Consider the following 25,625-nt stretch of genomic DNA (forward strand, 5'->3'; position numbering starts at 1 on the left):
CGACAAGGCACCGCTAGAACAATCCCAGCCGGCTCGACCCCACCCACCGGCCCTCGCATGGAGCACTCGCTTTGACCTTCTCTCCGACCGAACTGATGAAATCCCTTGGCCGCGGACTGCTGTCGTTCCCGCTAACTTTTTTCGACAAGAACGGCGCCTTCAACGAAGACGGCTACCGCGCCCATGTCGCAGCCCAGGGCGCTGCCGGAGCGAGCGGGCTTTTCGCCGCCGGCGGGACCGGCGAGTTCTTCTCGCTGACGCTCGAGGAGTACGAACGCGTCGTGCGCTCGGCCTCGCACGAAGTTCCCAAGACCCTACCGCTGCTCGCCGGCGTCGGCTATGGCACGCATATGGCGGTGGAGTTCGCCAAGGCGGCCGAGGCCAATGGCGCCGACGGCCTTTTGGTGCTGCCGCCCTATCTGGTCAAGTCCGAGCAGGAGGGCCTGCGCCGCCATCTCACCGCCATCTGCCGTTCGGTGGGTATCGGCGTCATCGCCTACAATCGGGACAATGCCATTCTGACGCCCGAGACGCTGGAGCGTGTGGCGCAGGATTGCCCTAACTTGATCGGCTTCAAGGACGGTGTCGGCGACATCGAGCTGCTCACCGCCACGCGCTATCGCATGGGCGATCGGCTGGTCTTCATCGGTGGCATGCCGACGGCGGAGGTCCATGCCAGCGCGGCGGCCGCGATCGGCATGACAACCTATTCGTCGGCCATCTACAACTTTGCGCCCGAGGTCGCGCTGCGTTTCTTCAGCGCCCTGCGGGCCGGCCGCAAGGCCGAGGTCGACGATCTCATCCGCTCGTTCTTCCTGCCCTATCTCGCCATCCGCAACCGGCGCGCCGGCTATGCGGTGTCGATCGTCAAGGCTGGCGCGCGCATTGCCGGCATCGACTGCGGACCGGTCCGCTCGCCGCTGCTCGATCTGACGGCGGATGAGGAACGCCAGCTCGCCGCCCTTATGCAGGTCTGCAAGATGCCGGTGGCCGAGATGGCTTAGGTCCGATGGATCCTGTGTTACCGCCTTGCCGGACCGTCGACCATGCGGCGATAGCGCTCGCGGCCCGCTTCCAGATGCTCGCGCAAGGTGAAGCGGGCGGCTTCGACATTCTGCCGCTCGATGGCCTGATAGATGCGGCGGTGCTCCGTCTGGACCTGCTCCAGATACAGCCGCCGCTGCTCCGGCGTTTCGTCGCGCGGGCGCATCAGCTGGCGCGGAATGATGACGGGTCCGAGGAAATGCATGAAGCGTTCGAAATAGGGGTTGCCGGTGGCGGACGCGATCGCCCGGTGGAAGGCGAAATCCGGCTCGATGGCGCTCTCGCCCGCCGCGATCGAGGCGTCGATGGCATCGAGGCAGTCGCGCATGCGGGCAAGATCGTCGTCGCTGCGCTTCTCGGCGGCGATGCCGGCGGCTTCCTGTTCCACCGCCAGCCGAAGCTGCAGCACGTTCTGCACTTCGGTCAGCGAGGTGAGCTCGTCGGAGATGATGCGGAAGGTGGTGGCGGCCTGATGATCGGCGACGAACACGCCCGCCCCCTGGCGGCTGACAACAAGCCCTTCCGAGCGCAGCGAGGCCATGGCTTCGCGGATCACCGTGCGGCTCACGCCGAATTGCGCGATCAACTCCTGCTCGGTCGGCAGTTTTTCGCCGCTCGTCAAGTGACCGGCACGTATTTCGCGCGCAAACCAGTCCGCAACCTGCGCAGTGCGGCTGATCTGCGGGGGAAGGCCAAAGGAACGTTTCATCGTCGTCAAGCAATAAACGAACCGCATTTGCTGGCAAGTCATAATTTGTCTGGTGATATGATGAGATTTTCAACGGCCGTGCCGAAGGCAATCTGCGCGGTCCTTGGCCGGTGCGCACGAACATCGGAGCGGTGGCTAAGAAAGGGCTGGGGCTGATGGTACCCACCAAACCTGTGTTGTTGACCGGGGCATCCGGCACGATCGGACGGCTGCTCTCGGGCAGGCTGGCGGCGTTGGGCTGGACCTTGCGGCTCACCGATGTCGTGCCCTTGCCGATCCGGTTGCCGGACAGGGCAAGCTTCACCCCGGCCGATCTCGAGGACCAGAAGACGGTGGATGAACTGGCCGAGGGCTGCGGGCTGATCCTGCATTTCGGCGGCATCTCTACCGAGCAATCCTTCGAGACCGTGCTCGGCCCGAATTTCCGCGGCGCCTACCACATCTACGAAGCGGCACGCCGGGAGAAAGCGCGTGTCGTGTTTCCGTCCTCCGTTCATGCGGTCGGCCTCTACGAACGCACGCAGATCCTCGACCAGGATTGCCTCTTGCGGCCCGACGGCTATTACGGCCTGTCAAAGGCTTATGGCGAGATGCTGGCGCGGCTCTATTTCGACAAGCATGCCGTCGAAAGCGTGCTGATCCGCATCGGTTCCGTGCTGCCGGAGGTGCCCGACGAGCGGATCCTCTCTACCTGGATATCGCATGACGATTTCGTGCGCCTGATCGAGCGCTGCGCGGCGGCGGAGCGCGTCGATTGCTCGGTTATCTGGGGCCAGTCCAACAATAGCCGTGGCTTCTGGCGAAAGGATGCAAGGCTGAAGATCGGCTGGACGCCGCTCGACAGTTCCGACGGCCAGGCCGAACGTGTGCGCGGCAAGGTGACCGACAACCCGGTCGTCGAGCGCTACCAGGGCGGCAAGTTCATCGTCGTCGACTACAGCCGCGCCGACTTCCCGCCGCGCGAGATGTTCGAGAGCGAGTGAGCTATGCCGCTGTGGTCTTGCCGGTGATCATATCCGCCGCCTTCTCGGCGATCATGATCACCGCTGCGTTGGTGTTGGAAGAGACGATGCGCGGCATCACAGAGCTGTCGCAGACGCGCAGGCCGGCAAGACCGCGCACACGAAGCTCGGGATCGACGACGCTGTCGGCATCGCCGCCCATGCGGCAGGTGCCGACCGGATGATAGGCGCTGCGGCCATGCTGGCGGGCAAAGGCTTCGAGCGCCGCGCGGCCCTTCGTCGCCGCTCCCGGCAGATGCTCGCGGCTGACGTATCTGGCGAAGGCCGGCTGGGAGAGAATCTCGCGGCTGATCTCGATGCCGTCGATGGCGCGTTCGAGGTCGTAGCGCTCGGCGAAAGGATTGGGGTCGATAATCGGCGCATCGCGCAGGTCCGCCGAGCGCAGCGCCACACTGCCACGCGAACGCGGTCGCACATGGTAGGAATTCAGCGTGCAGCCATTGCCGCCAGGAACCGAGCCGATGCCTTCCTCGACGCCGGCGCCGGGCAGGAAATGGAACTGGATGTCGGGCGTCCTCTCGGCGCGATCGCCCCACCAGAAACCGCCAGCCTCGACGATGTTGGAGGCAACCGGTCCCTTGCCGAACAGCGCGTATTCGAGACCGGCAAGGGCCTGCCAGCGCTTCTTCTTGTAGCGGTCGATGCCATGTGGGCCGTTGAGTTCGGCGACGACGTCGACATCCATGTGGTCGTGCAGGTTCTGGCCGACGTTTTTCAGATCATGCACCACCTTGATGCCGTGCCGCGCAAGATGCGCGGCCGGGCCGATGCCGGACAGCATCAGGAGTTTCGGCGAGCCGATGGCGCCGGACGTGACGATCACCTCGCGTTCGGCACGTATCAGCTCGGGGCGACCATTGACGATGATCTCGACGCCGACGGCGCGGCCGTTCTCGACGACGACGCGGCTGACCGTGGCGTCGGTCCGCAAGCTCAGGTTCGGGCGCGCCAGGGCGGGCTTGAGATAGGCGACCGCCGTGCTCGAGCGCCTGCCGTTGCGCGTGGTCGTCTGGTAGAAGCCGGCGCCTTCCTGCTCGCCGGCATTGAAGTCGGCTCGGAAGGGCAGGCCAGCCTGCTGCGCCGCCTTGACGAAGATCCTGGTCAGCGGATGCGGCGCGCCGCTGGAGACGCCGAGCGGACCCTCAATGCCGTGCTGCGGGCCGGCAAAGGTGTCGTTGCCCTCGGACCTGACGAAATAGGGCAGCACATCGGCGTAGTTCCATCCGGCGCAGCCGAAGTCGGCCGCCCAGCCGTCATAGTCCTGCGGGCAGCCTCGCGTGAACACCTGGGCATTAATGGACGAGCCGCCGCCCAGCACCCGTGCCTGCGGGTAGACCATGACGCGGCCATCGATCTCCAGGCCGGGCGCCGCGTCATAGCCCCAGATCAGCGGGCCGGACGTCATCTTGAAGAAGCCGACCGGCATGTGGATGTAACGGTCGGTGTCGGGCGGGCCGGCCTCGAGCAGGACGACCGACAGGCCTGGATCCTCGCTCAGTCTCGCGGCAAGCACGCAGCCGGCCGAGCCGCCGCCAACGATGATGTAGTCCGGCATTCTCGCTCCCTAGCCGAGGCGAAGTCAGTGCCTCGCTCTTCATGCGCGTGACGATCTCAAGTCGCTTGTGCCGCGTCAAGAGAAAGAGTATGGTTGCCGTGTTGAAGGGTTGTCATACAAGTAGAGGAGACCGATAACCCTCGCTGGAGGATCCGGCCGCGCCCTGCGCAAGCGCCGGGCGGCAAACAAATTCAATCGGGAGGTTCGAAATGAAGGACAGCAATGGTCTTGTTTTTTCCGGCAGCGTGAGCCGCCGGACGCTGATGCTGGGCGCCGCCGCCGGCGCGGTGACGCTGGCGATGCCGAACATATTGCGCGCGGCCGACAAGCCGACGCTGGTGACGTCGATCCGCTCGTTGTCCAATCCCTATCACGCGGTGTGGAAGACCGGCGCCGAGGCCTATGCCAAATGGGCCGGGCTGGAGCATGTCACGCTGGTTTCGGAAGGCAATAGCGAGAAGGGCATCGCCGACATCAAGGCGATGCTGGCCAAGACCAACGGCAATATGGTGCTCAATTCCGATCCCAACGACACGCCCGACGCGCGCCCTATCGTCGAAGCTTGCGCCAAGGCCGGCGCCTATGTGGTTACGCAGTGGAACAAGCCGGCCGACCTGCACCCCAAGGACTTCAATCCGAACTATGTCTCGCATATCGAGTTCGACGGCATCGCCAGCGGCAAGACCATCGCCGAGATCCTGTTCAAGACCATTGGCGGCAAGGGCGGCATCGTCGCGCTCGGCGGCCTGATCTCGACCACGGCTGCGATTGAACGGAAGAAGGGCCTTGATGCAGCGCTTGCAGCCAATCCCGACATCAAGCTGCTCGACTTCCAGGTCGCCAACTGGAAATCGACCGAGGCATTCGACCTGATGGGCAATCTGCTGACCCGCTTCGGCGACGACATCAAAGGCATCTGGGCCGCCAATGACGACATGGGCTCCGGCGCGCTCGAAGCGCTGCGCGCCGAAAACCTCGCCGGCAAGGTGCCGATCGTCGGTGTGGACGGCATCAAGACGGCGGTCGACGCGGTGCGCACCGGCGAGTTCGCCTGCACCGTCACCTCCGATCCGTTCTGGCAGGGCGGCATGGGGCTTGCGATCGGCTACAACGCCAAGATCGGCAAGTTCGACCCGGCCAAGGAGCCGCCGGAGCACCGCGAATTCTATGGCAAGGCGGTGCTGATCTCGCACGACAATGTCGAGGAATATTACAAGACCAATGTCGAGTCGAAGCCCGAGATTGACTGGAACGATCTGTGGGGCCGGGTGACCGGAGCGATCCGCGCCTGACCCGTTGGGGCGGGCCGGCTTCTCCCTGGCAGCGGCCCGCTCCCTTTTTGCCGGCGTCTTGCGCCCGCGGCCACGACGCCTGTCACCAGCAGACGGGAAGCGGTTTCTTGACAATCCAGACAGAACCCCTGAAGTCCGTTTCGGACATCGAGCGGACGACGCTTATGACATTCCTCCCCGGCCGCATCGCCACTATGCTCGGCGGCAGGCGCTGGCGCAGGCTCGCGCCGCTGGCGGTGCTGGTCGTGCTTTGCATTCTGATCACCATCGCCAACCCCAATTTCATCGAGCTGCGCAATCTTGTGCGGCTGGCGAACTCCGCCGCGGTCCCGCTGACACTGGCGATGGGGCTGACATTCATCATTCTGATGGGCAGCATCGACCTTTCGGTCGAGGGCACGCTGTCGGTGGCGGCGATGGTGGTGGTGCTGCTGGCCGCCAATGACAGCAACGGCAACGATTATGGCTGGTGGGCGGTGCTGGCGGCGATCGCCTCGGGCACGATCATGGGACTGATCAGCGGTCTCGTCCAGACGATGCTGCGCATCCCATCTTTCATGGCGACGCTCGGCATGTGGTTCATCGGGCTTGGCCTGTCGGTCTATATGCTGGGCGGCTCGGCCATCCGGCTCAACGACGCCTCGATCCGCGACCTCGCCTTGCATCGTTTCCTCGGGCTGCCGCTGGCGGTCTGGGTCGCGATCGGCGCGTTCGCCCTTGCCGCCGTCATCCAGTATTACACAAGGCTCGGCCGCCACATATTGGCGATCGGCGGCGACGAGGACGTGACCAAGCTCTCTGGCGTCAATGTCACGCGCGTACGCATCGCGGCGTTTGCGCTGGCCGGCTTCTTCTTCGGCATTGCCGGCGTGCTTGCCGCCGCCCAGCTCGGTCAGTCGCACGCCGTCATCGGCGACGGCAGGCTGTTTGCCGCGGTCACGGCGGTGGTTGTCGGCGGCACGGCACTGACCGGCGGCGAGGGTGGCGTCGTCAATACGCTGATCGGCGTGCTGATCGTCACCGTTTTAGCCAACGGCATGATCCTGCTCGGCATCTCGCCTTACATCCAGCAGACTGTGCAGGGACTGATGATCATCGCCGCCGTTGCGCTGTCGCTCGACCGCGTTCGCCTCAAGATCGTGAAGTGACCGCCATGCTGCAGGCGTCGAACATCATCAAGAACTTCCCCGGCGTCCAGGCGTTGCGCGACGTCTCCATAGAGGTGCGTCCAAACGAGGTGGTGGGGCTGATCGGCGAGAACGGCGCCGGCAAGTCGACGCTGATGCGGCTGCTGGCCGGCGGCTACCGGCCGGATGGCGGCTCACTCACGCTGGATGGCGAGCCGCTCAAGCTGCGCAATGCTCGCGACGCGGCCAGACACGGCATCGGCATGGTGTTCCAGGAACAGTCGCTGGTGCTCAATCTCACTGTCGCCGAAAACATCTATCTGGGTGAAGAAGACCGTTTCACCCGCTTCGGCCTCGTCAACTGGCGCGCCATGAACGCCGCGGCGCGACGGCAGCTCGCCAAGATCGGCGTCGACATCGATGTCACCGCGCGCACCTCCGAGCTGACCTTCGCAGCGCGCCAGATGGTCGAGCTCGCCAAGGCGCTGACGCTGGAGGAGATGGTCGAGCGTCCGTTGCTCATCCTGCTCGACGAGCCGACCTCGGTGCTCAACGCCGCCGATATCGAGGTTCTGTTCGCGCGGGTTCAGTCTTTGAAGTCTCGCGCGAGCTTCGTCTTCGTCTCGCACCGCCTCGACGAGGTGCTGTCGATTTCCGATCGCGTCTACACGATGAAGGATGGCGCGGTCGTGGCCGAGCACCGCGCCGCGGAAGTCACGGCGCCGGAGCTGCACGAGATCATGGTCGGGCGCGGGCTGCAGGCCGAATATTACCGCGAGGCGCGCCAACGGCCGCCGGGCGACAAGGTCATGGTCGAGGCCAAGGGGCTGGGCGCCAACGGGTTCTATCACGGGGTCGATCTTTCGATCCGTGCCGGCGAGATCGTGGGCATCGCCGGCGTCGTCGGCTCCGGCCGCGAAGAGGTGACCCGCACCATCGGCGGATTCCTGCCGCATGATGAGGGCGAGATGAAGATCGCCGGCGAGCCGGTGCGCTTCAGTTCGCCGGAACCGGCGGTGCGCAGGGGAATCGGTTATGTCCCGCGCGAGCGCAGGCTCGAAGGGCTGGTGATGTTCCTGTCGATCGCCGAGAACATCTCGCTGGCGGACCTCTCGAGCGTCATGCGCAACGGCGCCATCGATTACGGCAAGGAGCGGCGGCTCGCCGCCGACTGGATCAAGCGGCTCAGCATCAAGGCGCCGGGACCGGACGCCGCCTGCCGCAAGCTTAGCGGCGGCAACCAGCAGAAGGTGGTGCTGGCGCGCTGGATGACGGCCGGCTCGCGCATCCTGGTGCTCGACCATCCGACGCGCGGGCTTGATGTCGGCGCGAAGGAAGAGGTCTACGAGCTGGTGCGCGACCTCTCGCAGCAAGGCGTGGCGATCCTTCTGATCTCCGACACGCTGGAAGAGACGATCGGCCTGTCGCACCAGGTGCTGGTGATGCGCGACGGCGAGATCACCGCGCGCTTCGATGCGAGCCCAGGCAACAAGCCCAAGCAGGTAGACCTCCTGCGAGCGATGGTGTGAGCCGATGAACGAAGGTTTTTCCATCAGGCAGGTGTTCGAGGGCAAGTGGACGCAGGGCGCCATACCGCTGGTCCTGCTCGTCGCCTTGCTGCTGATCATCGAGATCGCCGCGCCCGGTTTCCTCACTGGCGAGACGCTGGCGCTGCTCTTTGCCAACACCGCGGTGCTATTCATCCTGGCGACCGGGGTCACCTTCGCCATCCTGCTCGGCGGCATCGACCTGTCGATCCAGGCTGTGGCTTCGCTGGCAAGCGTCATGCTGGCGCAATTGCTGCCCTCGCTCGGCTTCGCCGCCTTTCCGGTGGCGATCCTGTCCGGCCTCGCCTTCGGGCTGCTGAGCGGCATCGTCCATGTCAAGCTGCGCGTGCCGTCCTTCGTCGCGACCTTGGCCACCGGCGGCGTGGTCACCGGGCTGGCACTCTGGGTTTCCAACGGCCGCGCCATCACCATCGAGGAAGCAGGCCGCGAAAAGACCGCCTGGATCAACGCCACGATTTTCGGCCTGCCGATGGTGGTGCTGATTTCAGCGCTGATCGGCATCGTGAGTTTCCTGGTGCTGCGCTATACGCGCTTCGGCCGCCAGGCGATCGCGGTCGGCGCCGGTGAACCGGCGGCCTGGGCGGCGGGCATCAATGTCGACCGCACCAAGATCATCGCCTTTGCCGCATCGGGGATGCTGGCGGCCATCGCCGGCGTCGTGCTGGCGGCCAGGCTGTCAAGCGGCTCGCCGGTGCTCGCCAACCAGCTGCTGCTGCCGGCCATCGCCGCCGTCATCGTCGGCGGCACCGCCATCACCGGCGGCTTGGGCGGGGTAGCGCGCACCGCGGTCGGCGCGCTGATCATCTCGATTGTGCGCATCGGCATGACCTTCGTCGGCGTCAACATTTTTCTGGAAAACATGGTGTTCGGCGCGGTGCTGATCGCCGCCGTCGCCATCACGATCGACCGCAGCAAGATCGCGGTCATCAAGTGACGAACTCACCCGCACCGCCTCCCAAGCAAGCGCGGACGGAAAGGGACCGCATCGGCGCGAGGCCGGTGCGGTCCGGTCCAGGATTACTGCATCGTGTCCAGGCCGATCAGCTCGATCTTGTAGCCGTCCGGGTCCTCGACGAAGGCGATGTGGGTGGTGCCGTGCTGCATTGGTCCCGGTTTGCGCGGGATCTTGGCGCCGCGCTTTTCGAGTTCGGCGCAAACGGCATAGATGTCGTTGACGCCGAGCGCCAGATGGCCGAAGCCGGTGCCGATCTCATAGGGTTCCTCGCGGCCCCAGTTCAGCGTCAGCTCGACGACCGCTTCCTTGTCCTCCGGCCCGTAGCCGACAAAGGCATTGGTGAACTTGCCGCCTGGATAATCCTCGCGGCGCAGCAAGGTCATGCCGAGCACCTCGGTGTAGAAGGCGATCGACTTGTCGAGGTCGAGCACCCTGATCATGGTGTGCATATAGCGAAAGCCCGGGGCGTCGCTCATTGGGAAAGTCCTCCGAATTCAGTGATTTGCCAGTCTGACCATCCACACCAAACGGCTTCGGGAAGCATGCTATCGCTTGATGTTCTCAATCAGGGTTGTATGATAACACGACAAGATTGGTGGTTGTCCAGTCGTTTTCCGGAAGGGTCCAGGTTCAGTTCATGAATGCAGTGCCGCCCAATTCCGCATCGCTGATCGCCGCCCTTGCCGGCGTGCTGTCGGACGGCGGGCTGCTGACCGAGGCAGAGGACATGGCACGCTACAGCCGGGACTGGTCGGGCGACCATTTCGGCCGCCCGCTGGCGGTGGCGCGGCCCAGCTCCGTGGAAGAGATGTCGGCGCTGATGCGGCACTGTCATGCCGAGCGCATCCCCGTCGTGCCGCAGGGCGGTCTGACCGGCCTTGTCGGCGCAGCGGTGGCGGCCGACGGCAACGAGGTCGTTGTCTCGCTGGAGCGCATGAGCAGGATCCGCTCGATCAGCCCGATCGACTTCGCCATGGTGGTCGAGGCCGGCTGCATCCTCGAGGACGCCAAGCGCGCGGCGGAGGAGAGCGACTGCATCCTGCCGATCACCTTCGGCGCGCAGGGCAGCTGCCGCATCGGCGGCAATGTCGCCACCAATGCCGGCGGCTTCAACGTGCTGCGTTACGGCATGACGCGGGACCTTGTGCTTGGCCTCGAAGTCGTGCTGGCCGACGGCCGGATCTGGAATGGGCTGAAGGTGCTGCGCAAGGACAATCGCGGCTATGATCTGAAGCAGGTCTTCATCGGCTCGGAAGGTACGCTCGGCATCGTCACCGCCGCGGCGCTGAAGCTCTTTCCCAGGCCGACGCAGATCGAAACGGCGCTCGTCGGCCTGCGTTCGGTCGAGGACGCGATGGCGCTGTATGCGCGGGCGCGTCGCGGTTGCAGTGACCTGCTCACCGCCTTCGAGCTGATCCTGCGCGGCGGCATCGAGATCACCATGCGTGAGGGCAAGGATTTCCCCGAGCCGCTGGGCAAGCCTTACCCCGCCTATGTGTTGATCGAGGTTTCGTCCGGAGGGCTGATCGACCTCAAGGACATGCTTTTGAGTTTTCTCGCCGGCGTCGAGGATCTAGTCGAGGACGGCATCGTGGCATCGACGCGGGCGCAGGCCGAGCGCCTGTGGCTCTACCGCGAGATCATGGTCGAACGGCAGGGCCGCGGCGGCCGTTACCTGCGCACCGACGTCTCGGTGCCGATCTCGAAGCTTGCCGATTTCGTCACCGACGCGCTCTTCGAGCTGGGACGGGCCCGCCCCGACGCGCTGCCGGTCACCTACGGCCATGTTGGTGACGGCAACATCCATCTCAACGTCGTGCCGCCGGAGGGCATGGCGGCCGAGGCGATCGAGCATCTGTTCGAGGAGGCGGAAGCGGAGATTTTCGCCGTCGTCGACCGCTATGGCGGCTCGATCAGCGCCGAGCACGGCATCGGCCGGGTCAAACAGCGGGCCTTCCTCGACCGCATCGATGCGGTGACGCTCGATCTCGCGGCAGGCATCAAGGATGCGATCGATCCGCGCCATATATTGAGCAACGGCCGCATTCTGGCGTCCGCATCCGCGCTCGACTATAGGTGAGCGATGACGCTGAAGCTCGACAAGGTCAATCGCGGTCCGCATCTCTCCACCCTGGTGGCGAGTTCCATCTCGCGCGAGATCGCGCAAGGGCGCCTGAAGCCCGGCGATCAGCTGCCGACCGAACAGGCGCTGGCGACCACCTTCGGGGTCAGCCGCAACGTGGTGCGCGAAGCGATCGCCAGGCTGCGCTCGGAAGGCCGTATCTGGTCGCAGCAGGGCAGGGGCGCCTTCGTCGCCGACGCGACCAACGCGACGGTGCTGACGATCGACTATGAGACCTTGCAGCGGGCGGATTCCTTCCGCAACCTGTTCGAGCTGCGCGGCATGCTTGAAGTGCAGATCGCCGCCCTGGCCGCGACCCGCCGCTCCGATGCCGATATTGTGGCGATGGAACAGGCGCTCGACGGGATGCGCACGGCTCCCTATGGCAGCGTCGCCTGGCTGAAGAACGATCTTGGCTTCCACCGCGCCGTCGCCGAGGCGACCCAGAACCCCTATATGGGCCAGTTCCTTGTCTTCGTCTCGGAACGGGTGCGCGAGAGCATCCTGGCCGCCGGCAACCAGCAGAAGTCGGACGACATGGCGCGCACGACATTGGGCGAGCACGAGCGCATCCTGGCGGCGATCAAGGCCGGCGACGCGAAGGGCGCGAGCGCCGCCATGACGCGGCATCTTGCAGGTGCGGCTTCTCGCGTAGGACTCCCTGGAGGGAACGCTGCGGCTAAGCCAGCATCGCCGGCGCGGCATTCGAGGCTGAGGAAGGCCGTGCGCGGGCAGGCGGCGGGGTAGGCGGCGGCTCAGCCCTGTCGGTCAGCGCGAGCCGAGACCGAGGGGGCGCGCCCTGTGCGAATTCACTCAGCCGCCGGCACCACCAGCGACACCCCATTCAGCCCCGCAACGATATCCGACAGGGCCGGCACGAACTTCTCACCGTGTCCTGTTGCCACCGCCGTCGCAAAACCGTTGCGGACCACGGCGCCGACCGGGTTGGCGATGCCGGCGGCCTGGGCGAAGGAGGCGAGATAGGTCATATCCTTCAGCGCATTGGCGATGGCAAAGCGCTGGGCGTTTTCGTTGCGGTTCAGCACGAAGTCGAAGAAGGCCTGGTAGAAGCCGCAATCCATGCGGCTGCCGGAGATGACGCTATTGAAGACCTGCGGCGTCAGCCCGGCCTTGGCGCCGAGCGTCAGCGCCTCGGAATAGATCGCCGAATAGCCCATCGAGACGAAATTGTTGAGCAGCTTCATGGTGTGGCCGCTGCCGGTCGGGCCGGTGTGGACGATGCGCGCGGCGAAGGCTTCGAGCACTGGCCGCGCGCGGGCGACCACTTCCGCCGCGCCGCCGACCATGACGTCGAGCTTGCCCTCGGCGGCTTCCTTGGGGGTGCGCGCCAGTGGCGCGTCGATCAGCGTCATGCCTTGAGTTGCAAGTTCGGCGGCGAGCGCGATCGTCGAGGACGGGTTGGAGGTCGAGCAATCGACGATCAACAGCGGCTTGCCGGCGGCGGCCAGGCCGTCAGGACCCTTCACCACCGCCTCGACCTGCGGCGAGCCGGTGACGCAAAGGAGAACGATGTCGCAGCCTTCGGCGAGCGCGCGCGGCGTCGTCGCCTGGCGGGCGCCGGCGGCGGCCAGCTTCAGCGCCGCCTCTTGGTTGCGATGCGCCCAGACCGTCAGCGGCCAGCCCTTGGCCAGAAGGTTGGCCGCCATGCCCGAGCCCATCGCGCCCAGGCCGATAAAGCCGATTTGCTGCTTCATATTGGTCTTCCCTTGCTGTTGGGCTCAAACAAACGAAAGATTGCCGTTGCAACCAAGCGGTGCGATCCTTGGCCCAAGAATCGATTCAAGGGGCCGGTGTTCCGATGACGGATCGCGAGGGAGCAGTGTTCGGCGCCATTCGCCAGTCCCCCAACCTCAGGGGCGAGCTGGTCGACAAGTTTGCCGCGCAGATCGAAGCCGGCGATCTTGCGCCTGGCCAGAGGCTGCCCACCGAGCAGGAGATCGTCAACGCGACGGGTGTGAGCCGGACGGTGGTTCGCGAGGCGCTCGCCTCGCTTCGTGCGCGCGGGCTGATCACGACACGGCAGGGCCTCGGCGCCTTTGTGGCCCAGGAGCCGCCGCCTAAAACCTTTTCGATCGTCCCGACGGATGTCGAATCGATCGACGAGATCCTGGCGGTGCTCGAGCTGCGCATGGGCGTCGAGGGAGAGGCGGCGGCGCTGGCAGCCACGCGCCGGACCGCCAAGGACCTTGCGCTCATTGCCAGGCAGCTCGACGCCATCGACCGGGCGATCGCCGAAACCGGCCTTGCCGCGACCGAGGATGCGGCTTTCCATCGCGCGATTTCGCTCGCCTCGCACAACGCCTATTTCAGCCGGCTTTTCGACACGTTCGGCACCGCGATGATCCCGCGCCAATGGACGCAGTTCGATCGCCTGGAGCCCGACGAGCGCGAGCGGCATTTCGAGCGCACGCGGCGCGAGCACCGGGCGATCCACGACGCCATCGCGGCCCGCGACGCAAAGGCGGCGCAGCGCGCGATGCGGCTGCATCTTTCCCGTTCCTACAAGCGCTTCGAGCAGCTGCGCGACAGCGCTGGGAAATAAATCGGGCAAGGTCGCTCGATCGGTTCGTGGCTTGTATCGATCAGCGGCGGCTGCGGCTTGACGGTCCAAATCGGGTTGGCATCGATCGGCGCCACGCTCCGATGCCAGGAACATCCCATCGCCCTCCAGCCTGCCGGTAGATCCAAAACCGCCGCTTTTCGCCATTACCTTTGCATGCTTACAGGGTTGTCATACAACTATCCGATCTGATATTCCTGCGGGCACGACCCGTCAAGACGACGTTGGCTTTCAGGAGTGGTTTCTATGCATCAAAGGCGATTTGGCCGCACCGGCTGGCAAGTGTCGGAAATCGGCTTCGGCAGTTGGGCGATCGGTGCCGACTGGGGCGACGTCGAGGAGAAGGACGCCATCGCGGCGCTCAACGCCGCGCTCGATTCAGGCGTGACGATGATCGACACGGCCGATGTCTATGGCGACGGCCGGGCGGAAAAACTGATCGCAAAGACGCTGAAGGGGCGTGGCGGCGTCAGGCCTATTGTCGCCACCAAGGCGGGCAAGCGGCTGAACCCGCATGTCGCGTCAGGCTACAATCGGCAGAACCTGACCAGCTTCGTCGAGCGCAGCCTGCGCTATCTCGAGGTCGACGTGCTCGACCTCGTCCAACTTCATTGTCCGATGACGGAGGTCTTCTACCAGCCCGAGACATTCGAGGCGCTGGACAGGCTGGTCGAGGAGGGCAAGATCCGTCACTACGGCGTCAGCGTCGAGAAGGTCGAGGAAGGCATCAAGGCGCTGCAATATCCCGGCGTCGTCAGCGTCCAGATCATCTACAACATGTTCCGGCAGCGCCCGGCGGAGCTGTTCTTCGACATGGCGCGCCAGAAGGATGTCGCCATCATCGTCAGGGTGCCGCTGGCCAGCGGGCTCTTGTCCGGCAAGTTCAAGAGCGATTCCAGTTTCAGCGCCAAGGACCACCGCAACTACAACCGGCAGGGCGAGGCCTTCGACGTCGGCGAGACATTCTCCGGCGTGAATTATGAGGAAGGCCTGCAGGCGGTCGAGGAATTGCGGCCGCTGCTGCCGCCAGGCGCCACCATGGCGCAATGGGCACTGCGCTGGATCCTGATGAACCCGGCCGTGACGGTCACCATTCCGGGCGCCAAGTCCGTCCGGCAGGCGCAGGAGAACGCCGCCGCGTCCGACCTGCCGGCGCTGTCGCCGCAGGTGATGGAGCGCATCGCCGACATCTATGAGCGGCGCATCAAGGCCGCCGTGCACCAGCGCTGGTGAGCGCCATGGTGATCGACGGCCATCAGCATTTCTGGGGCCCGGCGGATGGCTCCTGCGGCTGGATGACGGAGGATTACGCCGCCATACGCCGGGTGTTCTCCCCCGACGACCTCAGGCCGGCGCTCGCCGCGGCCGGCGTGGACAAGACGATCCTTGTCCAGACATGGCATTCGCTCGACGAGACGCGGGCGTTCCTGTCGATGGCGAGCCGGACCGATTTCGTCGCAGGCGTCGTCGGATGGGTTGACCTCACCGATCCCGAGGTGGCCGCCGCGCTGTCCGAGCTGAAGGCGCGGCCGGATGGCCATTACCTGGTCGGCATCCGTCACCTCGTCCATAACGAGGCGGATCCGAACTGGCTGTTGCGCGCGGATGTCCAGCGCGGGCTGGCCGCGGTCGCCGAGGCCGGGCTGGCCTATGACCTGCTGTTGAAGGAGCCGCAGATTCCGGCCGCCCTGGAGACTGTGGAGCGGCATCCTGGCCTGCGTTTCGTGGTGGACCACATCGCAAAGCCGCGCATTGCGCAGCATGCGATGGAGCCATGGGCCGGATTGATGCAAGGTTTCAAGGCGCATCGCGACCACGTCTGGTGCAAGCTGTCCGGGATGGTCACGGAGGCCGACTGGCGGCACTGGAAAAGCCAGGACCTGCAGCCCTATGTCGACGCGGTGCTTTCGATCTTCGGGCCGTCGCGATGCCTGTTCGGCTCGGACTGGCCGGTCTGCCTAGTCGCGGCCGACTATCAGTCGGTCAAGCGCGCCCTCGACGATTGCCTCTCCGGGTTGACGGAAGAAGAACGGTCTCAAATTCTTGGCGCTTCCGCCATCGAGGCGTACCGCTTGACCATACCGTCGCCGTGACGCCGTGACACGGCTCTGATCGCTTCCCGTCTTTGGCGGCCGAGCCATCCCGGACGCGTCGAGGGCGGTCCCGATCCCAACCAGTTACCCGATCCGCAAGCCGGGCGAGCCTCGCGCCCGGACCGGATTCACACAGGCCAAATCAGAGCCCGCTGACACCTCTCGACCGCCCGCTCCACGCTGGAAGTCACGTTGACAACCTTGTTACATGGTAATAGGGTTGTATGACAAGTCGGTCATGTAACGGGAGGAACATGCATGAGACAGCTAGGACTTGGGTTAGCCGTGGTGGCCGCGGGGCTCGCCATGGCTTTGCAGACGGCACGTGCCGACGAGGAACTGCCCATCGGCGTCATCGCCGCGCAGTCGGGCTCGTTCGTTTCGGCCGGCAACACCATCGTCGGCGCCGCCAACCTGGCGGCGCAACAGATCAACGACGCCGGCGGCATCAAGGTCGGCGACAAGACCTACAAGATCAAACTCTATATCCGCGACAACCGGACGGATGTGAACGTCACCATCGCGGCCGCGCGCGAGCTGGTCAACGACATTGGCGTCAAGGCGATCTGGGGCACCGAGACGCATGACTTCTCGGTATCCATGGCCAAGATCACCGGCCCGGCCAAGGTGCTGCAGTTTTCCGGCAACAGCTCGCTCGGCGCCGTGCTCGACGACAAGGCCGTCGCCGAGGACGGTTGGCTTCACTACACGTTCCAGAGCGAGCCGCAGGAATGGCAGCGCAGCGGCAGCACCGCAAAGGGCGTGCTGTCGTTGCTCACACCGCAGCTGAAGTCGCCGCCGAAGCATTCGGTGGTGTTCGTCGGCAATGACGCGACCGGACAGTATCTGTCGTCGCACTATGTCAAGGCGCTCGAGGCGGAAGGCCAGAAAGTCGACCTCGTGCAGTATCCGCCGGATACGACCGACTTCTCGCCGCTGCTTACCCGCATCAAGGGCATGAAGCCTGATATCGTGCATTTCTGGTACAACGGCGATTCAACCCTTACAGCCTTCCCGCAAGCCCTCAAGCTCGGCGTGGCCCCGTCCTATTTCCTGTTCGGCGTCGATCCGGGCATCTATCAGGAGCGTAGCCTGAAGGCGGACGTGCCGGTGACGATGAGCTGCGTGCCGGTCTGCTGGGGTTCCTCGCCATACCCCGAGGTGAAGCAGTATTTCGACAAGTATTTCGGCCTCGGCGCCGCCAAGGGCCCGCAGTCCTCCGTTTCGCTGCTCTATTACGATTACTTCTTCTGGTACGCGAAGGCGCTGGAGAAGGTCGGCAAGATCGATGATCCGGACGCGGTGGTCGCAGAGCTCCTGAAGTCGGACTACAAGGGCGTCGTGTCGCCTGTGCCGCTTGTGTTCAACAAGCATCATCAGGTCACCTTCGCGACCGAGGTCTGCATGGTCGAACCCAACACATCCGACAAGTTCAAATGCGCGGTCGAGCAGCCGCCGGCCGCACCGCCGCCCGGCGACAACGGCGGCTGAGCCGGCCCGCGACAAAATCCAAAATCGGGATGGGCGGCTATGTTCCGCCCATCTCCTTCCCTGCAGGTTCGCCACCCGGATTTGATTATGGACATTTTTGTGCAGCAACTGGTGAACAGCCTCTCGGTTGCCAGCGTCACCATTCTCATCGGCATCGGCATCACGCTGATCTTCGGCCTGGCCGGCATCGTCAATTTCGCGCATGGCGAGTTCCTGATGGTCGGGGGCATGGCGACCTGGTTCATGGTCGGCGCCGGGATGAACTTCTTTGTGGCGCTGGTGTTGGCCGGCCTGCTGGTCGGGGCGCTCGGCTTTGCCGCCGAACGATGCCTGTTCCGCTTCACGCTGAACCGGCCGATGAACGGCTTCATCATGTCGATCGGCCTCAGCGTGATCCTGCAGCACGCCGTCATCCGCGTCTTCAACGAGTTCCAGAAAAGCATCACCGACCCGGTCGGCCTAGTCTGGACGATCGGCGGCGTGGATATCATCGCGATGCGTGCGATCGTCGTCGCGGTAACGGCCGTGATCGTGGCGATAACCTATTTCGGCATCTCGCGCAGCCGCTATGGGATGGCGTTGCGGGCGAGCGTTTCTGACCGCGACACCGCCGAGCTGATGGGCATTCCGGTTCGCCGCTACGTCACCGGCGTCTTCATCTATGGCAGCCTGCTTGCCGGCATCGGCGGCGCGCTGATGATCTCGCTGTTTCCGATCACGCCCTTCACCGGCAGCGTCATCATCATCCGCGGCTTTGCGGTCTCGCTGATCGGCGGTCTCGGCAATGTCGGCGGCGCCGTCGTCGGCGGTCTCGTGCTCGGCCTCGTCGACGGCCTCAGCGCCGGTTACGGATATCCGGAATGGACCGACGCCTATTCGCTGGTCGTGATGATCCTGATCCTGGTGCTGCGGCCCCAGGGGCTGCTTGGCGGCACGCTCGGCCCGAAGGCATCGTGAGATGTCGATGCCAATGACCGACAACAGCGCCGGCAAGACAGGCGCCGCGCCAGAAGGCGTCAGGGCACGGGATCGGCTCGCGCTTCTGACGGCCGACAATGCCGCCGTTCCGCTGCCGGCCAGCGTCCAGGCGATCACGGCAATCCTGCTGGCGGTGCTGCTCATTGCCTTGCCCTGGCTCGGCCTCGGCTACCGCTTTCTGTCGATCGCCATCACGACGCTCTATACGGCGATCGGCCTCTACGGCCTCGGTCTGCAGTTCGGCCAGGCCGGCATCATGTCGGTCGGCCATGCGGCGCTGATGGGGGTCGGCGCCTATGCCTCGGCCATCCTTTCCGTGCAGCTCGGCTTGGGCTTCTGGACCTCGCTGCCCTTCGCCATGGCCTTGTCGGCGATCGTCGGCGGCGTCATCGGTCTGCCTACGCTGCGGGTGGGCGGACAGCATTACATCATCATCACCTTCTGCTTCTGCGCCCTGTTCGTCATCGTGCTCACCAATGGCGGCACCTTCACCGGATCCGCCACCGGTCTCGATGTCGGGTCGGTCACGCCCTTGCCCGGCATCAATTTCGACAAGCTCTCCAACAATTACTATTTGGTCCTGGCGGCGCTCTTCCTGGCGCTCGCCGCGACCTATCTCATCGGCATTTCGCGCTACGGCCGGACGTTGCGGGCCATCCGCGAGAACGAGCAGCTGGCGCGTTCGGTCGGCATCAATGTCGACCTGCACAAGCTTGGCGTGCTGATGGTTTCAGGCCTGTTCGCCGGTCTCGCCGGCGTGCTGCAGCTCTACTACCTGCGCCACATCTCGCCGACCCTGTTCGGCGCTTTCCCGAGCCTCTACCTGGCGCTGATGGTCATGCTGGGCGGCGCCCGCTATCTCTACGGGCCGCTGATCGGCGCGGTCGTCGTCAATTTCCTGCCCGAGGTGCTGAACCTCGATCCGGTCGATTCCCGCATCGCCTACGGCGTCTGTCTGCTTCTGGTGATCCTTCTGCTGCCGGGCGGAGTCGGAGCAGGCATCAAGAACGTCTACTGCGCGGTTCGCGGCGGGTTCGAAAAGCAAGGCGGAGGCACGAATGGCCGCGCTTGAGGTGAGGGGTCTGCGCAAGCAATTCGGCGGCGTCGTCGCGCTCAACGGCATCGATGTCGACATCGGCACCGACCAAGTGGTCGGCATCGTCGGCCCCAACGGCTCCGGCAAGACGACCTTGTTCAACGTCGTCACCGGCGTCCACCCGGCGACCGGCGGCACGGTATCGTGGCAAGGCCAGGACATCACCAATATCGGCGCGCACCGCATCGCGCGAAAGCGGCTGGTGCGGACGTTCCAGCAGGCGATGTCGTTTCCCGGTCTGACCGTCGACGAAAATGTCCGCATCGCCTGGGAGCAGGGCAGGAGGGACGACAGCCGGTGGGCGTCGCCCGGCATGATCCTGGACTTTGTCGGCCTGGCGCCGCTCGGCAGGGCGATAGCGGGATCGCTGCCCTTCGGCAGCCTGAGACGCCTTGGGCTGGCCGTCGCGCTCGGCGTCTCGCCCGAACTCCTACTGCTCGACGAACCCGGCGCTGGGCTGAACGACAGCGAGGCGCAGGCGTTCGCGGCGGTCATCGCGCAATTGCCGCCGCAAGGCATTGGCGTCTGCCTCATCGACCATGACATGGACATGATGGCCGACCTCTGCGACCGCCTCGTCGTGCTCGATTTCGGCACCAAGATCGCCGAAGGTCCGCCGGGAGAGGTGCTTTCTGATCCCAAGGTGCGCGAGGTCTATCTCGGTCCCGACAAGAAGGCGGCCGCGTCATGAACCTGCTTGCCGTAGAGCATGTCGACACCGGCTACGGGCCCGTCTCGGTCAATCGCGACGTCTCGCTCGCGGTCGGCCAAAATGAGATCGTCACCATCTTGGGGCCCAACGGGGCCGGCAAGACGACCCTGTTGCGTTCCATCGCCGGTCTGGTGAAGCCGCGGCGCGGCACGATGACCTTCGAGGGCCGCGATGTCACCGCGCTGCACGCCGATGAAAAAGCTGCGCTCGGCGTCGTGATGGTGCCCGAGGGCCGCCATGTCTTCGCCGACATGAGCGTGCGCGAGAACCTTTTGCTTGGAGCCTACTGCCGCCAGGACAGAGATGCGGTCGAAGCCGACATCACCCTGATGGAGAACTATTTCACCATCCTTGCCAAGAAGCGCGGCGCCAAGGCGGGCACGCTCAGCGGCGGCCAGCAGCAGATGCTGGCCATCGCGCGCGGCCTTATGGCCAGACCACGGATCCTGTTGCTCGACGAACCCTCGCTCGGACTGTCGCCATTGCTGGTGTCGGAGCTGCAGGGCATCATCATCGACGTGCGCGAGAAGTTTGGCGCCGCTGTGCTGCTCGTCGAGCAGAACGCCGGACTTGCACTCTCGGTGGCCGAGCAAGGCTATCTGATGAATTCCGGCCGCATCGTGGCGTCTGGCGGCATCGAGCAATTGAAACTGTCGCCGGTCATGCAGGAGCTCTATCTCGGCAAGAGGGCCCGGCAGAGTTCGTAATCGCTCGAGGACGACGCGCCAGCGCGAGCAGGGGGGCAGTTCGATAGCCTTTCCCAGCGTTCAGATGTCCCTCGGCGGCCCCTGGATCGAGGTGCCTCGACCACCACGGCCGACATGACCGGTATCAGAGAAGGGGTCCCCTATGTCCTGAAAGGTCTGGCTGGTGCAGCAGGAGGATGGCGCCGAAACTGGAAAACAACGCTGCAAGGACGAAGGCTGCCGCTGTCACCAGTCGATGCACACGTCAGCAAGAAACAGGGCTCGTCGCGAATTGCCGAGCGCATAGTTCTCGCGCGGGCGGACTTCCGAGGAGCGACGTTCACCGCGCCGATAGACTCTGACGGCGCTTTTTTCTTTCTGACCCGTATCGAGGGCCTCGATCTTTCCAAATCGGCGGGTCTGTCCCAATGGCAGCTCAACATGGCTTGCTGAGTTGCCTTCTGGCTTGACCAGGCCAGAAAATTGGCCCTGTCAATTCCAGCAGAAATAGCGAGCCTCGTTGGAGTAGGATGTGTCGAGGCGGCCGAGGATCCGGCCGTTCGAATCGAGCATGGGCGCGGCCGTGGCAGGCGAAATAATGCTCGCGCCCGTGAGGGCAACGGCCGCCTTGCCGGCCGCTGCCAGTTCCAAGCGCGTTGGTGCCGTAGCGAGCGACCCTATCTCCCGCCGCTCTCTCTCATCCGTGCGATGATCTCGGCCATCAGCGCAAGGTCGCGTCGTGAGTCCGCCAGGTCGGTGACCGGCTTGGTGCCCTCCATAATGTGGCGGTGAAATGTCTCCAGTTCGTTGGAGAAGGCATCGCCGTAAAGCGGTCCGAAGGCCTTCGTCACTGGTCCGAGCGACCCGGCCTCCGTCACCTCCAGGCGCGTCGGCAGGCTGCGGATATAGGGCGTGTCGTAGATGATCCGTACCCGTTTGGTGTTGGAGCGAACCTCGATCATGGCGTCGAACAGGCCGAGATCGTCGACCACCGCGTCATAGAGGCAGGCGAAGTGGCCATAGTCGAAGGTGACGCTGGTATTGGCGCCGCCATTGGTGCGGTGCGCCGCCACCACGCGCCGCGGCTCGCCGATCAAGCCGCGCATGGCCGAGATGTGGTGCGAGGAGAGCGCCGTCAGGCCGCGATAGGCGCGCACGAGGTCGGCCGATGCGTCTTTTCCGACCACCTCGCGGATCAGCGCGTCGCGCTCCTCGGCACCGCGCGAAAGGATCGTAGCGTCGATATCGGCGGGGTAGAGGACGTTCTGGCTTTTCTTGAGAAAATGCCGGCCTTCCGAGATCAGGTCGAAAATGCGCACATGGGTGATGTCTCCGTGTGCCGGCAACTCGTCTCGCGCCGCCAGATAAGCCGGCGCGTAGCGGCGCATGTAGCCGACGAAGATCGTCTTTTTATAATCCTTGCTCAGCACCATCAGCTCGTCGATCTCGCGCACCGTCAGGCAGGCCGGCTTTTCGAGCAGCACATGCTTGTTGGCTGTGATCGCGGCCCGGACGAAGCGGCTGTGCGTGTCGTCCGATGAGAGCACGAAGACCGCGTCAATGTCCGGCGAATTGATCAGCGCCTCGGCGCTTTCATAGGCCTTGGCGGTTGGATATTGCGAGGTGATGAGCTTCACCAGGCTCGGTGATACGTCATAGGCGCCGGCGATGACCCAGCGGTCGCGCTGGTCAGCCAACACCGGCAGATGGATCGATTGCGCGACCTCTCCAAGACCCACAAGCCCGACACGGATCAGCGCCACGGCAAACTCCTTCGCTAGTTGTTTCAATCTCCAAGCGCGACGCGGCGTTCACGCCGCGCCGGTCACCAGCGCCACGAGCTCGTTGCCGGTGGTTTCGGATGAGCGCACCGTCGCCACCATCTTGCCAGCACGCATCACCCAGATCTGGTCGGAGAGCCGTCGCACCTGATCAAAATTATGGCTGATCAGGATGACGCTTACACCTTGCTCGCGCAGCTTGCGGATAAGGGCCTCGACATTTGCCGTTTCCTGCACGCCAAGCGCCGCCGTCGGCTCGTCCATAACCACCAGCTTGGCGCCGGACCCAGCCGCGCGGCAGATCGAGATCGCCTGCCTCTGGCCGCCCGAGAGACGCCGGACGCGCTGGGTCACGGACGGCACGTTGATCGACAGCCGTGACAACATGGCGCGCGCCTGGTCTTTCATCGCCTTGCGGTCGAGTAGAGCGAACGGGCCGATGCGGCGCACGATCTCACGGTTCAGGAAGAGGTTCTGCGCCACAGTCAATTCGTCGATCAGCGCCAGGTTCTGGTGCACGGTCTCGATGCCCGATTTGCGCGCCTCGTCCGGATTGGAGAACGGGTGCTGGCGGCCGTCGAAATAGATCGTGCCGCCATCGGGCACATGCACGCCGACCAGGCATCGGATGAGCGTCGACTTGCCGGCGCCATTGTCGCCGATGACTGCAGTGACCTCACCTCGCCGGGCTTGAAACCCGACATCGGTGAAGGCGCGGATGCCGCCGAAATGCTTGCTCAGGCCTTGGCAGGCGAGGATCGCCTCGGAAGGCGCGATGTGATTGACGGTGCTCATTTCTGATACCGCATGATAAGCGCCGCCAGGACCACGATCACGCCCACGGCAAGTGGTTGATAGAAGGCCGAGACGCTGAGCAGCGTCAGCCCGTTGACGAGGGCCGTCAGCATCAGCGCGCCGATGGCCGGTCCCAGGATGCTGGCGCGTCCGCCGAACAGGCTGACGCCGCCCAGCACCACGGCCGCCACGGAGTTCAGAAGCAGGCTCGTGTTGATCTGCGGCTCGGCCGAGCCGATGCGCGCCACCAGAAGGATCGACGCGATGCCGGCGCAGAAGCCGGAGATCGTGTAGGCGGCGATCTTGACCCGGTTCGTGCGGATGCCGAGCGCGCTGGCGCTCTCGGCCTGGCCGCCGGTGGCAAGCAGATGCACGCCGAACCGCGTGTGGTAGAGCGCAACATGCGCGACAAGGACGGCCGCGATCGCCACCCACACCGGATAGCCGAACGGCCCGAGATAGCCTGACGCGAGCTTGAGCAGGAACGTGGAGCCCACCATGGTCGGCTCGCCGCCAGACAGGATGAGGCCAAGACCAGTGATGCCGGAGAGCGTGCCGAGCGTCACCACGAAATCGGGAATACGCCCGGCGGTGATCAGCACGCCGTTCATCAAGCCTATGGCGCTGGTGGCGAGCACCGCGAGCACGCAGGCGGCGAAGATGCCAAGATCTGCCGCATTGACCAGGCCGAGGATGACCGCGCCGAGCATGACGGAGGCTGCTAGCGACAGGTCGATGCCGGACGTGGCGACAACGAAGGTCTGGCCGATCGACAGCACCACCAGGATCGCGGCGGCAAGCAGCATCGCCTGCATGTTGGCGACTGTGAGGAAGACTGGCGAGGTGACGCCGAACAGGATGACGAGACCGGCCAGGCCGACGACGGATGCCCAGTCGGCCCAGAAGGAAGGATCGATGAGGAGAGCCGCCAGGGAGGGGCGGCTCTCCTCGTGGACGCCCGCCTGTCGAGAGGCGGGCGCGTTGTCGGCTGGAAGGCTCACTTCAGCATCTCGCGCAAGGGATCGGGATAGTCGCCGCCTGGACGCGGGAAGTTCTTCAGCGAGGCTTCCGCATTGTCCTTGTTGATCAACAGCACTGGCGCCGGCACGTTGGCGGGCAGTTCCTTGCCCATGGCGGCCGCCTTGCAGGCTTCCACACCCATCGCGCCGACCACATAGGGGTATTGCGCGACGGTGGCCGAGAGTTCGCCGGCGGCGACCGATTTCAGCGCGTCGACAATGCCGTCGAGGCCGATCACCTTGACGTCCTTGCCGGACGTCCGCACGGCCCGCTCGACGCCGAGCGCCATGATATCGTTGGCGGCAAAGAAGCCGGCGAGATCAGGATGCGCGGCCAGGATGTCGGTTGCAGCAGTCAGCGCCTTCTCGCGATCCCAGTCGGCGCTCACCATAACCACCACTTCCAGCTTACCCTCGACCGCCTGCTTGAAGCCCTTGATGCGGGCGTTCGAGCCGACGTCGCCGACGATACCGGCAATCAGCGCCACCTTGGAGCCTTTCGGCACCAGCTTCAGCATCTCCTCGCCGGCCAGCGCGCCGGCGGCGACGTTGTCGGTGCCGATATAGGTTGACACGGCGAAGCCCGCGGCCTTGGCCTGCTCGGCATCTATGGTCGAGTCGATGTTGACGATCGGCTTCTTCTTCTGGGCGACCGGCACGAGCGCCTGTACCAGGTTGGAGACGCTGATCGGATTGACCAGGTAGCAATCATAATCCTGCAGGGCCATGGCCGTCAGCTTGTCGGCCTGCCCCGTCGCATCGCCCATATTGGCGGCGGCCTGCACGGTGACACCGACGCCGTCGGCCTTGGCCTGTTCCTCGATGCCCTTCTGCATGGTCTGGAAGAACGGATTGTCGAGGCCTTTGACGATCGCCGCGACCTTGGCCTCTTCGGCGTGCGCAGGCACGGCGAGCGGCGTGACAAGCAGGCCAGCGCCGAGCGCCAGGCAATTGAACATGCGCATATATCTTCCTCCTCCGGATTTTTGATTGTCGGCT

24 protein-coding genes and 2 pseudogenes are annotated in these 25,625 nt (G+C 64.8%); 17 read left to right on the top strand and 9 right to left on the bottom strand.

What is annotated here, in order from left to right; all coding sequences use genetic code 11:
* Window positions 1-71 precede the first annotated feature (71 nt).
* The gene (kdgD, locus tag EN852_RS03795) at window positions 72-1,004 is read left to right on the top strand and encodes a 5-dehydro-4-deoxyglucarate dehydratase (protein WP_127878301.1); all 933 of its coding nucleotides are present in this window, start codon (window positions 72-74) and stop codon (window positions 1,002-1,004) included.
* 17 nt (window positions 1,005-1,021) lie between these two features.
* On the opposite strand, the gene EN852_RS03800 is transcribed toward kdgD, so the two are convergent.
* On the bottom strand, window positions 1,022-1,753 hold the full coding sequence (locus tag EN852_RS03800) for a FadR/GntR family transcriptional regulator (protein ID WP_189545697.1): 732 nt from the start codon (window positions 1,751-1,753) through the stop codon (window positions 1,022-1,024).
* A gap of 155 nt (window positions 1,754-1,908) precedes the next feature.
* On the opposite strand from EN852_RS03800, the gene EN852_RS03805 reads away from it, so the two are divergent.
* Window positions 1,909-2,736 (top strand): NAD(P)-dependent oxidoreductase, encoded by an 828-nt coding sequence (locus EN852_RS03805; protein ID WP_127878297.1) that lies wholly within the window; start codon window positions 1,909-1,911, stop codon window positions 2,734-2,736.
* A 1-nt stretch (window position 2,737) separates the two neighbouring features.
* Here EN852_RS03805 and EN852_RS03810 read toward each other — a convergent pair whose 3' ends face one another.
* The gene (locus tag EN852_RS03810; protein ID WP_127878295.1) at window positions 2,738-4,330 is read right to left on the bottom strand and encodes a GMC family oxidoreductase N-terminal domain-containing protein; all 1,593 of its coding nucleotides are present in this window, start codon (window positions 4,328-4,330) and stop codon (window positions 2,738-2,740) included.
* 209 nt (window positions 4,331-4,539) lie between these two features.
* On the opposite strand from EN852_RS03810, the gene EN852_RS03815 reads away from it, so the two are divergent.
* The 4 genes from EN852_RS03815 (at window position 4,540) to EN852_RS03830 (ending at window position 9,251) form a co-directional block, all read left to right on the top strand.
* The gene (locus EN852_RS03815; protein WP_127878293.1) at window positions 4,540-5,622 is read left to right on the top strand and encodes a sugar ABC transporter substrate-binding protein; all 1,083 of its coding nucleotides are present in this window, start codon (window positions 4,540-4,542) and stop codon (window positions 5,620-5,622) included.
* Window positions 5,623-5,729: 107 nt separating this feature from the next.
* The gene (locus tag EN852_RS03820; protein WP_246693148.1) at window positions 5,730-6,770 is read left to right on the top strand and encodes an ABC transporter permease; all 1,041 of its coding nucleotides are present in this window, start codon (window positions 5,730-5,732) and stop codon (window positions 6,768-6,770) included.
* 5 nt (window positions 6,771-6,775) lie between these two features.
* Window positions 6,776-8,278, top strand: a complete 1,503-nt coding sequence (locus EN852_RS03825; RefSeq protein ID WP_127878317.1) for a sugar ABC transporter ATP-binding protein — start codon at window positions 6,776-6,778, stop codon at window positions 8,276-8,278.
* Between the two features lie 4 nt (window positions 8,279-8,282).
* A complete protein-coding gene (locus tag EN852_RS03830) occupies window positions 8,283-9,251 on the top strand; it encodes an ABC transporter permease (RefSeq protein ID WP_127868440.1) in 969 nt (322 codons plus the stop codon).
* 83 nt (window positions 9,252-9,334) lie between these two features.
* Here EN852_RS03830 and gloA read toward each other — a convergent pair whose 3' ends face one another.
* A complete protein-coding gene (gloA, locus tag EN852_RS03835) occupies window positions 9,335-9,748 on the bottom strand; it encodes a lactoylglutathione lyase (RefSeq protein WP_095080570.1) in 414 nt (137 codons plus the stop codon).
* Window positions 9,749-9,909: 161 nt separating this feature from the next.
* Here gloA and EN852_RS03840 point away from each other — a divergent pair, with 161 nt between their 5' ends.
* Complete coding sequence (locus EN852_RS03840) at window positions 9,910-11,352, top strand: FAD-binding oxidoreductase (protein ID WP_127878291.1); 1,443 nt, start codon at window positions 9,910-9,912, stop codon at window positions 11,350-11,352.
* Window positions 11,353-11,355: 3 nt separating this feature from the next.
* Window positions 11,356-12,141 carry a FadR/GntR family transcriptional regulator gene (locus EN852_RS03845; protein WP_127878289.1) on the top strand — a complete coding sequence of 262 codons (786 nt, stop codon included), beginning with the start codon at window positions 11,356-11,358 and terminating at the stop codon, window positions 12,139-12,141.
* A 62-nt stretch (window positions 12,142-12,203) separates the two neighbouring features.
* On the opposite strand, the pseudogene EN852_RS03850 reads toward EN852_RS03845, so the two are convergent.
* A pseudogene (locus EN852_RS03850) lies at window positions 12,204-13,115 on the bottom strand (NAD(P)-dependent oxidoreductase); the annotation flags it as partial.
* Between the two features lie 98 nt (window positions 13,116-13,213).
* On the opposite strand from EN852_RS03850, the gene EN852_RS03855 reads away from it, so the two are divergent.
* The 9 genes and pseudogenes from EN852_RS03855 to EN852_RS03895 form a co-directional block, all read left to right on the top strand.
* Window positions 13,214-13,957: an FCD domain-containing protein gene (locus tag EN852_RS03855; RefSeq protein WP_127878285.1), complete on the top strand. Its 744-nt coding sequence runs from the start codon at window positions 13,214-13,216 to the stop codon at window positions 13,955-13,957.
* A 264-nt stretch (window positions 13,958-14,221) separates the two neighbouring features.
* The gene (locus EN852_RS03860) at window positions 14,222-15,208 is read left to right on the top strand and encodes an aldo/keto reductase (protein WP_127878283.1); all 987 of its coding nucleotides are present in this window, start codon (window positions 14,222-14,224) and stop codon (window positions 15,206-15,208) included.
* A gap of 5 nt (window positions 15,209-15,213) precedes the next feature.
* On the top strand, window positions 15,214-16,068 hold the full coding sequence (locus EN852_RS03865) for an amidohydrolase family protein (protein WP_127878281.1): 855 nt from the start codon (window positions 15,214-15,216) through the stop codon (window positions 16,066-16,068).
* Between the two features lie 258 nt (window positions 16,069-16,326).
* Entirely contained in the window at window positions 16,327-17,559 is a 1,233-nt protein-coding gene (locus tag EN852_RS03870; RefSeq protein WP_127868446.1) for an ABC transporter substrate-binding protein, read from the top strand.
* Window positions 17,560-17,646: 87 nt separating this feature from the next.
* Window positions 17,647-18,516: a branched-chain amino acid ABC transporter permease gene (locus tag EN852_RS03875; protein WP_042639200.1), complete on the top strand. Its 870-nt coding sequence runs from the start codon at window positions 17,647-17,649 to the stop codon at window positions 18,514-18,516.
* Window positions 18,517-18,529: 13 nt separating this feature from the next.
* Entirely contained in the window at window positions 18,530-19,609 is a 1,080-nt protein-coding gene (locus tag EN852_RS03880) for a branched-chain amino acid ABC transporter permease (RefSeq protein ID WP_246694167.1), read from the top strand.
* A complete protein-coding gene (locus EN852_RS03885) occupies window positions 19,596-20,324 on the top strand; it encodes an ABC transporter ATP-binding protein (protein WP_127878279.1) in 729 nt (242 codons plus the stop codon). The genes EN852_RS03880 and EN852_RS03885 overlap by 14 nt, the downstream gene beginning before the upstream one ends.
* Window positions 20,321-21,052 (top strand): ABC transporter ATP-binding protein, encoded by a 732-nt coding sequence (locus EN852_RS03890; RefSeq protein WP_127878277.1) that lies wholly within the window; start codon window positions 20,321-20,323, stop codon window positions 21,050-21,052. Before EN852_RS03885 ends, EN852_RS03890 begins: the two co-directional genes overlap by 4 nt.
* A gap of 288 nt (window positions 21,053-21,340) precedes the next feature.
* Window positions 21,341-21,542, top strand: a pseudogene (locus tag EN852_RS03895) (pentapeptide repeat-containing protein); the annotation flags it as partial.
* Here EN852_RS03895 and EN852_RS40745 read toward each other — a convergent pair.
* The 5 genes from EN852_RS40745 to EN852_RS03915 are packed head-to-tail and all read right to left on the bottom strand — an operon-like array spanning window position 21,524 to window position 25,591.
* The gene (locus tag EN852_RS40745; RefSeq protein ID WP_189545699.1) at window positions 21,524-21,682 is read right to left on the bottom strand and encodes a hypothetical protein; all 159 of its coding nucleotides are present in this window, start codon (window positions 21,680-21,682) and stop codon (window positions 21,524-21,526) included. The pseudogene EN852_RS03895 and the gene EN852_RS40745 overlap by 19 nt on opposite strands.
* 26 nt (window positions 21,683-21,708) lie before the next feature.
* A complete protein-coding gene (locus EN852_RS03900; protein WP_127878275.1) occupies window positions 21,709-22,794 on the bottom strand; it encodes a Gfo/Idh/MocA family oxidoreductase in 1,086 nt (361 codons plus the stop codon).
* 48 nt (window positions 22,795-22,842) lie between these two features.
* Complete coding sequence (locus tag EN852_RS03905; protein ID WP_127249170.1) at window positions 22,843-23,607, bottom strand: ATP-binding cassette domain-containing protein; 765 nt, start codon at window positions 23,605-23,607, stop codon at window positions 22,843-22,845.
* Window positions 23,604-24,608, bottom strand: coding sequence for an ABC transporter permease (locus EN852_RS03910; protein WP_127878273.1), 1,005 nt, complete (start codon window positions 24,606-24,608; stop codon window positions 23,604-23,606). Before EN852_RS03910 ends, EN852_RS03905 begins: the two co-directional genes overlap by 4 nt.
* A complete protein-coding gene (locus tag EN852_RS03915; RefSeq protein WP_127878271.1) occupies window positions 24,605-25,591 on the bottom strand; it encodes a substrate-binding domain-containing protein in 987 nt (328 codons plus the stop codon). Before EN852_RS03915 ends, EN852_RS03910 begins: the two co-directional genes overlap by 4 nt.
* Between the last annotated feature and the right edge of the window lie 34 nt (window positions 25,592-25,625).

Source organism: Mesorhizobium sp. M2E.F.Ca.ET.209.01.1.1 (assembly GCF_004010375.2).
Lineage (GTDB): Bacteria > Pseudomonadota > Alphaproteobacteria > Rhizobiales > Rhizobiaceae > Mesorhizobium.